The organism is Streptomyces sp. NPDC058295, from assembly GCF_042880655.1.
Classification (GTDB): domain Bacteria; phylum Actinomycetota; class Actinomycetes; order Streptomycetales; family Streptomycetaceae; genus Streptomyces; species Streptomyces coriariae.
The window spans coordinates 1-10,216 of the sequence record NZ_JBHVYO010000099.1; the positions used below are offsets into that span (position 1 = coordinate 1).

Consider the following 10,216-nt stretch of genomic DNA (forward strand, 5'->3'; position numbering starts at 1 on the left):
CCGCTAAGCGGAGCGCTGCCGGGGCCGTTGCCGGTGCCGTCGCACCGCTTCGTCCAGGCGGTCCAGCTCCTCCTCGGTCAGTGTCAGGTCGGTCGCCGCCGCCGAGTCGCGTATCGACTGCGGGCGGCTCGCGCCCGGGATGGGGATCACCGTGGGGGAGCGGGTCAGGAGCCAGGCCAGGCAGAGCTGTTGGGGGCTGACGCCCCGTTCGAGGGCCAGCTCGTGGAAGGTGCCGAGGGTGTCGGGAGGCTGCTCGGCGGGCCCGTCGAGGGAGCTGCGGGAGATGCCGCCCAGGGGGCTCCAGGGGAGGAACGCCAGTCCCCGTTCGGCCGCCAGCCGCAGTTCGGGCTCGCTGTCGCCGACGGCGGGGGAGTAGCGGTTCTGGACCGACACGAGCCGGTCGCCGAGGATCGCGTGGGCCCGGCGGATCTGGTCCGTGTCCGTGTTGGAGAGGCCGGCCAGCCTGATCTTCCCCTCGTCGAGCAGGTCCCGCAGCGCGCCCACGGACTCCTCGAAGGGGATCGCCGGGTCGGGCTTGTGCAGCTGGTACAGCCCGATCGCCTCGACACCGAGCCGCCGCAGGGAGGCTTCCGCGGCCGCCTTCAGATGGCGGGGATCGCCGTTCACCGTCCAGTCCGCCGCGCCGCCGCCCGGTCTGGCCCGGCCGCCCTTCGTCGCCACGAGCACCCGGGAGGTGCCACCGCCGTAGGTGGCGAGCGCGTGGGCCACCAGCCGCTCGTTGTGGCCGGGCTCCGCGCCCGGCAGGTGGTAGGAGTCGGCCGTGTCGAGCAGGGTCACGCCCGCGTCCAGCGCCGCGTGGACCGTGGCCAGGGCGCGGGTCCGGTCCGGGCGGCCCTCGATGGAGAGCGGCATCGCGCCGAGCCCGATCGCGCTCACCCGGATGCCGCCGAGGGTGCGGTGACGCATGTCAGTTCACCTCTCCCAGGGTCTCGTCGGCCGCGCGCCGCAGCCATTGCCGTACGTTGCCGAAGGTGAACCCGAGCCGGGTGGCGCGGGTGTTGTCCATGCCGTAGAAGCGGCGGAAGGAGAGCGGGGACACCTCACCGACCTCGACCTCCCGGAACACCGCCCGGCCGGCGGTTACCCGCGCGGACACCGCCTCGCACAGGTCGTGCGTGGTCAGCGTCCCGTGCGAGGCCGCGTTGACCGGGCCGGTGAAGTCCTGGCCCACCGTCCAGAACAGGAAGTCGGCGATCTCCTCGACATGGATGTACGTCGCCGGACGGTTCGCCGTCGGCACGGTGATCGGCTCACCCGCGCGGATGCGCGAGGCGTAGTGCTCCAGCCGTCCCGTGAAGTCGTCCTCCCCGCCCAGCACATGGGCGACGCGGACGGCCACATGGGGGAACGCCGGCTCCGCCGCGAACACCGCCTCGGCCTGCCGCTTGCCCTCGCCGTAGTGGGAGTCGAGGAACTCCGGTTCGTCCCAGGGGAGTTCGAGATCGACGCGGACGCCCAGCGGATCGACGTCCTGCTCCCGCACCAGGGCGACGGAGTCCTCGTACTCGTAGACCTCGACCGTCGACGTCAGCACGTACCGCCGGGTGCGGCCGGCGAACACCCGGCGGGCGATCGCCGCCTGCCGCGGGGTGTAGCAGACCTGGTCGACGACGACGTCGAAGGAGCGTGACCCGAGCACCGAGTTCAGCGCGTTCTCGTCGTCGCGGTCGGCGATCAGGTGCGTCGCACCCGGAGGCGGCGCGGACGAACCGCGATTCAGTACCGTCACCCGGTCCCCGGCGGCCAGCAGGCGCGCGATCAGCCGCTTTCCGAAATAGCGGTTTCCGCCGATGACCAATACCTCACGGGCAACCTCTCGGGCATTTCCCTGCCGGGCCGCCACCTCCCGGGCCTTTACCTCCTGCGTCATTTCCATGACCATGATTCTCCCGGCGTACACGCCAGTGCTGAAGGGGTAACCATGGGAGTTCCGGCCGTCGCACCGAAAGAACCTCGGCATTCACGGACCGCCACCGACGAAACATCGGTGGCCTTCGACGCGCTGGACCGGCAGATCCTGGAACTGCTCCAGATCGACGGCCGGATCAAGCTCAGCGAGCTGGGCCGCCGGGTGCGGCTGAGCCCGGCGGCGGTGACGGAACGGGTGCGGCGGCTGGAGGCCGCGGGGGTCATCAGCGGTTACGGCGCACACGTCAGCCCCGCCCGGCTCGGCTACGGCATCCAGGCGTTCATCCGGGTCGACCCGCACGGCGGCTACAACCTGAAGCACCCCAGGACCCTCGAGCTGATCGAACGCCCCGAGATCACCGAGGTCCACCACGTGGTGGGGGAGGACTGCTGGATCCTCAAGGTCGCCGTCCGGGACACCGTCCACCTGGAGGGCGTCCTCGAAGCCGTCTCCGCCCTCGGGCGCACCACGACGTCGATCGTGCTCACCTCGCCGGTCGAGCGGAAACCGCTCTTGCCTTGACGTGGGCGTCAAGCCTTACGTTCGTACGTATGCGCATCGGCGAACTGGCCGCACGGGCCGGGACCACCACCCGGACGCTGCGGTACTACGAGTCGCGCGGGCTGCTGCCCGCGCGACGCGGCGACAACGGGTACCGGACGTACGACGAGGGCGATCTGCGGCTGTTGCGGCAGATCAGGACGCTCCAGGACTTCGGGTTCGACCTGGAGGAGACCCGGCCCTTCGTGGAGTGTCTGCGGGCCGGGCACCCGGAGGGCGACTCGTGCCCGGCGTCGCTCGCGGTCTACCGGCGCAAGCTGGACGAGCTGGACGCGCTCATCGGGGAGCTGCGGGCGGTGCGGGAGACGGTCGCCGGGCAACTCGTGCGGGCCGAGCTGGCGCGCGACGAGCTGGCCGCCGAGGCGCGGGTTCCGGGGGGTCCGGAGCCCGAGTGCGAACTGGGAGGGCAGGAACGGTGATCAAGGCGGACGGGGTGGCCGAGGTGACGGACGCGGATTTCGGGGCGGAGGTGCTGGGGGCGGACCTGCCGGTGCTGGTGGAGTTCACCGCCGACTGGTGCCCGCCGTGCCGGCAGATGGGGCCGGTGCTCACCGCGCTCGCCGCGGAGGAGGGCGAGCGGCTGAAGGTGGTGCAGCTGGACGTGGACACGAACCCCGAGACCACCAACGCGTACCGGGTGCTGTCGATGCCGACCTTCATGGTGTTCCGGGCCGGTGAGCCCGTGAAGTCGATGGTGGGCGCCCGGCCCAAGCGCCGGCTGCTGGCGGAGCTGGACGAGGTCCTGTGAGCGCCCGGTGAGCTGACCGGACGGAGACTCCACAGCACAAAGAAATCCCCCGAGCAATTGCGCTCGGGGGATTTCTCTGCGTATATTCGATGGTTCGCGACTTCACATGAATGAGGTCGCAAAGAAGCTCAGTGAGCACAGTATATGCGGGCGGGAGTGGAATTGTCAAACGCCGACTTTCCGGACAGTGAATTGCGCTGCGAACAGGAATTCATCGACGACCTGTACGCGCGCGTGGACGCCCTGCGCGGCGACACCGAGGGCGCCGTCACCGACGCGCTGGCCCAGGGCAACACGCCCATGCAGGCCCGGCTCGAGCGGGACATCCTCGTCGCCGAGCGCTCCGGGCTCCTCGCCGCGCTGAACGCGGTGGACGGCTCCCTCTGCTTCGGCCGCATCGACCTCACCTCCGGCACCAACCACCACATCGGCCGCATCGGCCTGCGCGCCGAGGACGCCGAGCGCACCCCGGTCCTCATCGACTGGCGCGCCGACGTCGCCCGCCCCTTCTACCTGGCCACCGGTCACACCCCGATGGGGCTGCGCAGGCGCCGGCACCTCACCACCGACGGCCGCCGGGTCACCGCCCTGCACGACGAGATCCTCGACATCGGCGACGCCACCCGCACCGGCCACGAGGACCCGACCGGCGACGCCGTGCTGCTCGCCGCGATCGACTCCGCGCGCACCGGCCGGATGAGCGACATCGTGCAGACCATCCAGGCCGAGCAGGACGAGATCATCCGGGCGCCCCACCGAGGGGTCCTGGTGGTCGAGGGCGGCCCCGGCACCGGCAAGACGGCCGTCGCCCTGCACCGCGCCGCCTTCCTCCTCTACGAACACCGGGAACTGCTCGCCAAGCGGGCCGTCCTGATCGTCGGCCCCAACCCCGCCTTCCTCGGCTACATCGGCGAGGTGCTGCCCTCGCTGGGCGAGACCGGTGTGCTGCTGGCGACGGTCGGCGAACTCTTCCCCGGTGTGAAGGCGACGGCGACCGACACCCGGGCGGCGGCGGCCGTGAAGGGCCGCGCCGACATGGCGGACGTCCTCGCCGACGTCGTACGCGACTGGCAGGCGCTGCCCGATCCGGTGATCGCGATCGGGCACGACCGCGAGATCCTGATGCTGGACGACGGCCTGGTGAACATGGCCCGCGAGCGTACCCGGGCCGCCCGGCTGCCGCACAACGCGGCCCGCGAGATCTTCGAGGGCCACATCCTCAACACCCTCACCGACATGGTCTCCGAACGCATCGGCACGGATCCCTACGACGGCTCCAACCTCCTCGACCCGAGCGACATCACCCAGATCCGCGACGAACTCGCCGACAACCCCGAGGTCTGGGCCGCCATCGACCAGCTGTGGCCGCGCCTGACCCCGCAGCGCCTGGTCGCCGACTTCCTCGCGGACCCCGTCGGCTACGTCTCCGACGACGACGCGGCCGCCATCCGCCGCCCGGCGACCCGGGCCTGGACCGTGGCGGACGTACCGCTGCTCGACGAGGCGGCCGAACTGCTCGGCGAGGACGACCGGGTGGCACGGGCCCGCGCGGACCGCGAGCGGGAGACCCAGGTCGCCTACGCGCAGGGCGTCCTGGACGTCTCGTACGCCTCCCGCACCTACGAGTTCGAGGACAAGCACGAGGAGGACTCCGAGGTCCTGTCCGCGCACGACATCATCGACGCCGAACGCTTCGCCGAACGCCACGAGGAGGACGACCACCGCAGCGCCGCCGAACGCGCCGCCGCCGACCGCACCTGGGCGTTCGGGCACATCATCGTCGACGAGGCGCAGGAGCTGTCCCCGATGGCCTGGCGGCTGCTGATGCGGCGCAGCCCGACCCGCTCGATGACCCTGGTCGGCGACCCGGCGCAGACCGCCGAGGCAGCCGGCGTCGGCTCCTGGGCCAAGATCCTCCAGCCGTATGTCGAGGACCGCTGGGAGCACACCCGGCTCGGCGTCAACTACCGCACCCCGGCCGAGATCATGGACGTTGCCGCGGCGGTGGTCCGTGCGGAGCAGCCCGGCTTCGAGCCGCCGAGTTCGGTGCGGTCGACCGGCGTACGGCCGTGGGCGCGCGCCACCGACGACCTTCCCGGCGCGGTCGCCAAGGCGGTCGGCGAACTCACCCCCGCCGAGGGCCGGCTCGCCGTCATCGCCCCGCGCGACCTGCACCGCAAGCTGGCGGCCCGGCTGGACGGGGTGACGGCGGGCGCGGAGCCGGACCTGACCCGGAGCGTCGTCCTGCTCGACCCGCGCCAGTCCAAGGGCCTGGAGTTCGACTCCGTGCTGGTGGTGGAGCCGTCGCGGTACGGCACCAGCGACCTGTACGTGGCGCTGACCCGGGCGACGCAGCGGCTGGGGGTGCTGCACAGCAGGCCCCTGCCGAAGGCGCTGGCAGCGACCCTCGGAGAACCTCCGGCGTGACGCGGGATCGGCAGGGTATGCCGGTCGCCCGGTGATCACCGCGGCGCACGGCCGGTGCGGTGCGCGGGTGAGGCGGCGATCCCCGCCTCACCCGCCGACGCACCGGCCGGCGATCGACCGACAGACGCGCACGCACGTCGTTGCCCGGGGCAGGGCTCAGGCGGGCCGCAGCCACACCGTCGCGAGCGGCGGCAGCGTCAGCCGGACGCTCGCCGGCCGGCCGTGATGACCCTGCGGCTCCGGCTTGACCGGGTCGGGATGGGCGACGCCGCTGCCGCCGTACCCGGCCGCGTCGGTGTTGAGGACCTCGTGCCAGGCGGGGACGTCGTCGGGTGCGCCGAGGCGGTAGTCGTGGCGGACGACCGGGGAGAGGTTGGAGACGGACAGCAGCGGGGAGCCCTCGGCGTCGTACCGCAGGAAGGCGAAGACGTTGTCCTCGGCCGCGTCCCCGAGCACCCACTGGAAACCGGCGGGATCGGTGTCCCGCTGCCAGAGGGCCGGCGCCGCGCGGTAGACGGTGTTCAGGTCGCGGACCAGGTCCCTGACACCCCGGTGGTCGGCCTCGGCGCCGTACGCCGGATCCAGCAGCCACCAGTCGGGGCCGTGGGCCTCGGACCACTCGGCGCCCTGGGCGAACTCCTGTCCCATGAAGAGGAGTTGCTTGCCCGGGTGGGCCCACATGAACGCCAGGTACGCCCGCAGCGCGGCGCGCTGCTGCCACCAGTCACCGGGCATCTTCGACACCAGCGAGCGCTTCCCGTGGACGACCTCGTCGTGGGAGAGGGGCAGCACGTAGTTCTCGCTGTAGGCGTACACCATCGAGAAGGTCATCTCGTGGTGGTGGTACCTGCGGTGCACCGGCTCGTGGCTCATGTACTCCAGCGAGTCGTGCATCCAGCCCATGTTCCACTTCAGCCCGAATCCGAGCCCGCCGAAGCCGCTCGGGCCCGCGTGGTGCGTGGCCCGCGTGACACCGTCCCAGGCCGTGGACTCCTCAGCGATCGTGACGACCCCGGGGCTGCGGCGGTAGACCGTCGCGTTCATCTCCTGGAGGAAGGCCACCGCGTCCAGGTTCTCCCGGCCCCCGTGCTCGTTCGGGGTCCACTGGCCGGGCTCGCGCGAGTAGTCGAGGTAGAGCATCGAGGCGACGGCGTCCACGCGCAGCCCGTCGATGTGGAACTCCTCGCACCAGTAGGTGGCGTTGGCCACCAGGAAGTTGCGCACCTCGCGCCGCCCGAAGTCGAACTCCAGCGTCCCCCAGTCGGGGTGCGCGGCGCGCAGCGGGTCCTCGTGCTCGTACAGCGGACGCCCGTCGAACTCCGCGAGGGCCCACTCGTCGCGCGGGAAGTGCGCCGGCACCCAGTCCATCAGGACGCCGATGCCGGCCCGGTGCAGCGCGTCCACCAGGTACTTGAAGTCGTCGGGGGTGCCGAGCCGGGCGGTGGGCGCGTAGAAACCGGTGACCTGGTAGCCCCACGAACCGCCGAAGGGATGCTCCGCGACCGGCATCAGCTCGACATGCGTGAAGCCGAGGTCCCGGACGTACGCGGGCAGCTGATCGGCCAGTTGCCGGTACGTGAGCCCCGGTCGCCAGGAGGCCAGATGGAGCTCGTAGACGGAGAACGGGGCCTCGTGCACGGGTATCTCGGCCCGCCGGGCCAGCCACTCCTCGTCGCCCCACTCGTAGTGCGAGGCGTGCACGACCGACGAGGTCGCCGGCGGCACCTCGGTGCGCCGCGCCATCGGGTCGGCCCGCAGGGTGTGCGAACCGTCGGGGCGGGTGATGTCGAACTTGTACAGCTCGCCCTCGCCGATCCCGGGCACGAACAACTCCCAGACCCCGGACGAGCCCAGCGACCGCATCGGGTACCCGGTGCCGTCCCAGAAGTTGAAGGTCCCGGCCAGCCGCACCCCGCGCGCGTTCGGCGCCCACACGGAGAAGGCGGTGCCGCTCACGCCCTCGTGGGTCGTCGGACGCGCGCCCAGCACCGTCCACAATTGCTCGTGCCGGCCCTCGCCGATCAGATGCAGGTCCAGGTCGCCCAGCGTCGGCAGGAAACGGTAGGCGTCCTCGGTCTCCACGGTGGTGCTCTCGTAGGTCACCAGGAGCCGGTGGACCGAGGCCTTGGTCAGGGGCAGCAGGCCGGAGAAGAAACCGTCGCCGTCGTCGTGGAGTTCGGCACGCAGGTCGCCCGACAGCACCGTGACGGACCGCGCGTACGGGCGCAGCGCCCGGAAGACGATCCCGCCGGGCACCGGATGCGCGCCCAGCACGGAGTGCGGGTCGTGATGGGTGCCGTGCAGCAGGCGTTCACGGTCTGCGGGGCCGATGGCGGGGTCGACGACGGCGACCGGGGCGAGGTTGACGTCGGAGTCGGAGTCGGAGTCCGAGTCGGAGTCGAAGCCGGAGTCGGCTTCGGCCTCGGGGGAGGCGTCCACGGGGAGCCTCACCGGCTCCTTCGCGGCGACCTCCGCTGCCGCTGCCGCTGCCGCTGCCTCGGCCGCCGCCTCGGCCGCCGGCTCTGCCCTTGTCGCTGCGGCCGCCGCCTCCATCGCTCCCGCTCCCGATGTCTCCTCGGCCGTGGCCTTCTTGCGCGCCGTCTTCTCGGCCGCCGTCTCCTTGCCCGCAGCCTGCTTGGCCGCCGCCTTCTTGTCCGTCGTCTTCTTCCTCGCCGCCTTGTCGGCCGCCGCCTTCTTGGTCACTGCTTTCTTCGCGGTGGCCTTCTTCTTCGGGGGAGTCACGTACGGAGCCTCCTCAAGGCAGGTCGGGTGCGGCGAGGCGGTGTATCGCGGAAAGGGGTACGGGGAGCCAGTCGGGGCGGTGCCGGGCCTCGTAGACCACCTCGTAGACCGCCTTGTCCGTCTCATGGGCCCGCAGCAGCACGGGGTCGGTGCGCGGATCGACGCCCGCCACCTCGGCGTACCCGGAACAGTAGGCCGCCCGGCAGGCGTGTGCCCAGGCCGGGGCGGGCGGATCCGCGGAGTGGGCGGCGTAGTCGAAGGAGCGCAGCATGCCCGCCACGTCCCGCACGGTCGGCTGCGGCATGCGCCGTTCGGCCAGCGGCCTGGCGGGCTCCCCCTCGAAGTCGATCAGCGACCACTGCCCGGAGGGCGAGCGCAGACACTGCCCGAGGTGCAGGTCCCCGTGGACGCGCTGGGCGGTCCAGGTGTGGCCCTCGGCCGCGAGGTCGGCCAGCGCGGTGAAGGCGGTGCGCAGTGCCGGCGCGTACGGGCGCAGCGCGGGCACCGCCTGTGCGGCGGCGTCCAGCCGTCCGGTCATGCCGTCCACCATCGGCCGTATCTGCGCCTGCCCCAGGGTCGCCGTGGGCAGCGCCCGGGCCAGCGCCCCGTGCACCTCGGCGGTGGCCCGCCCCAGCGCGCGCGCCTCGGCGGCGAAGTCCTCACCCTTGGCCAGTTCCCGCAGCGCCAGCTCCCAGCCGTCCGCCGCGCCCTGCACATAGGGCTGGAGCACGGCCAGGACGTAGGCATCGCCTTCGCCCTCACCCGGGTCCCCGTACATCCACGCGGTGGGCGCGGGCACCCGGGGGCAACCCTCGCGGGCCAGCGCCAGCGGCAGCTCCAGGTCGGGGTTGACGCCCGGCACGACCCGGCGCAACAGCTTCAGAATGAACGTATCTCCATAGATGACGGACGAGTTCGACTGCTCGCCGGTCAGCCGGCGCGGGACCAGCCCGGACCGGATCTCCTGCCCGGGGTCCCGCTCGCAGCGCAGCCCGCCGATCCGGGCTCCGGTACGCAGCGCCTCCAGCAGTACCTCGGCGGGCCGGGTGTCGTAGAGGGCGTCGAACACGGTCCGCCCGGCCAGCGGACCTTGGGTCACATGGCCGATCAGCGCGGGCGCCAGCCGGGGCGGCAGGGCCTCGCGTGCGCCGATCAGGAGCTGGTAGCAGTCGCCGGGCGTCGCCGGCTGATGGGCGCGTACCAGCAGGTGGTACAGCCCGAGTCTGGTGTGGGCCGGCAGCAGCTCGGTGGCCGCCACCAGCGAGAACCCGGTGACCGGACGACCCTTGCCGGCGAACCAGCGCTGCCGGGGCAGCCACTCCCGCAGCAGGGGGTCCAGCGAAGCGAGGAGGCCGGGGTCGGTCCGGCCGGAAAGTGTGACAGTCGCCGCCATAAGTGTCACATTCCTTTCCCCGGATGTCGGGGTCGGGGCGTTACTGATGCGTGCCCCGGGCGGGGCGGCGGAAACCGCCCCGCCCGGGGTTCGAGGCCGCGGACACGGCCTAGGCCGTGTCCCTGCGCAGCCTGAACCAGTAGAAGCCGTGGCCCGCCATGGTGAGCAGGTACGGCAGGTCACCGACCGCCGGGAAACGCACCCCGCCGAACAGCTCCACCGGATACCGCCCCTTGAACCGGCTCAGGTCCAGTTCCGTGGGCTGCGCGAACCGCGAGAAGTTGTGCACGCACAGCACCAGGTCGTCCTCTCCCTCCTTGGTCAGGGGGGCTTCGCGCAGGAAGGCGAGGACGGCCGGGTTGGAGGACTGGAGTTCGGTGTAGGTCCCGAGGCCGAAGGCGGGGTTCTGCTTGCG

Annotated in this window: 9 protein-coding genes; 4 read left to right on the top strand and 5 right to left on the bottom strand. The window is 72.0% G+C overall.

Annotation, left to right across the window (positions count from 1 at the left end; translation table 11 throughout):
• Window positions 1–3 precede the first annotated feature (3 nt).
• Window positions 4–927 carry an aldo/keto reductase gene (locus ACFVYS_RS43420; protein ID WP_389511369.1) on the bottom strand — a complete coding sequence of 308 codons (924 nt, stop codon included), beginning with the start codon at window positions 925–927 and terminating at the stop codon, window positions 4–6.
• A 1-nt stretch (window position 928) separates the two neighbouring features.
• Window positions 929–1,891 (bottom strand): NAD-dependent epimerase/dehydratase family protein, encoded by a 963-nt coding sequence (locus tag ACFVYS_RS43425; protein WP_389511371.1) that lies wholly within the window; start codon window positions 1,889–1,891, stop codon window positions 929–931.
• Window positions 1,892–2,008: 117 nt separating this feature from the next.
• Here ACFVYS_RS43425 and ACFVYS_RS43430 point away from each other — a divergent pair, with 117 nt between their 5' ends.
• The 4 genes from ACFVYS_RS43430 to ACFVYS_RS43445 all read left to right on the top strand — a co-directional run bounded on the left by ACFVYS_RS43430 (window position 2,009) and on the right by ACFVYS_RS43445 (window position 5,666).
• The gene (locus tag ACFVYS_RS43430) at window positions 2,009–2,452 is read left to right on the top strand and encodes an Lrp/AsnC family transcriptional regulator (RefSeq protein ID WP_389511373.1); all 444 of its coding nucleotides are present in this window, start codon (window positions 2,009–2,011) and stop codon (window positions 2,450–2,452) included.
• 29 nt (window positions 2,453–2,481) lie between these two features.
• A complete protein-coding gene (locus ACFVYS_RS43435; RefSeq protein ID WP_020131119.1) occupies window positions 2,482–2,910 on the top strand; it encodes a MerR family transcriptional regulator in 429 nt (142 codons plus the stop codon).
• The gene (locus ACFVYS_RS43440) at window positions 2,907–3,239 is read left to right on the top strand and encodes a thioredoxin family protein (RefSeq protein ID WP_389511375.1); all 333 of its coding nucleotides are present in this window, start codon (window positions 2,907–2,909) and stop codon (window positions 3,237–3,239) included. The genes ACFVYS_RS43435 and ACFVYS_RS43440 overlap by 4 nt, the downstream gene beginning before the upstream one ends.
• A 144-nt stretch (window positions 3,240–3,383) precedes the next feature.
• The gene (locus ACFVYS_RS43445; RefSeq protein ID WP_389511377.1) at window positions 3,384–5,666 is read left to right on the top strand and encodes a HelD family protein; all 2,283 of its coding nucleotides are present in this window, start codon (window positions 3,384–3,386) and stop codon (window positions 5,664–5,666) included.
• A 156-nt stretch (window positions 5,667–5,822) separates the two neighbouring features.
• On the opposite strand, the gene glgB is transcribed toward ACFVYS_RS43445, so the two are convergent.
• The 3 genes from glgB to ACFVYS_RS43460 all read right to left on the bottom strand — a co-directional run.
• Window positions 5,823–8,219: a 1,4-alpha-glucan branching enzyme gene (gene glgB, locus ACFVYS_RS43450; RefSeq protein WP_389511382.1), complete on the bottom strand. Its 2,397-nt coding sequence runs from the start codon at window positions 8,217–8,219 to the stop codon at window positions 5,823–5,825.
• Window positions 8,220–8,421: 202 nt separating this feature from the next.
• Window positions 8,422–9,801, bottom strand: a complete 1,380-nt coding sequence (locus ACFVYS_RS43455; RefSeq protein WP_383469471.1) for a phosphotransferase — start codon at window positions 9,799–9,801, stop codon at window positions 8,422–8,424.
• A 109-nt stretch (window positions 9,802–9,910) separates the two neighbouring features.
• A partial coding sequence (locus tag ACFVYS_RS43460; protein WP_389511380.1) for an alpha-glucosidase C-terminal domain-containing protein occupies window positions 9,911–10,216 on the bottom strand: 306 nt, incomplete at its 5' end.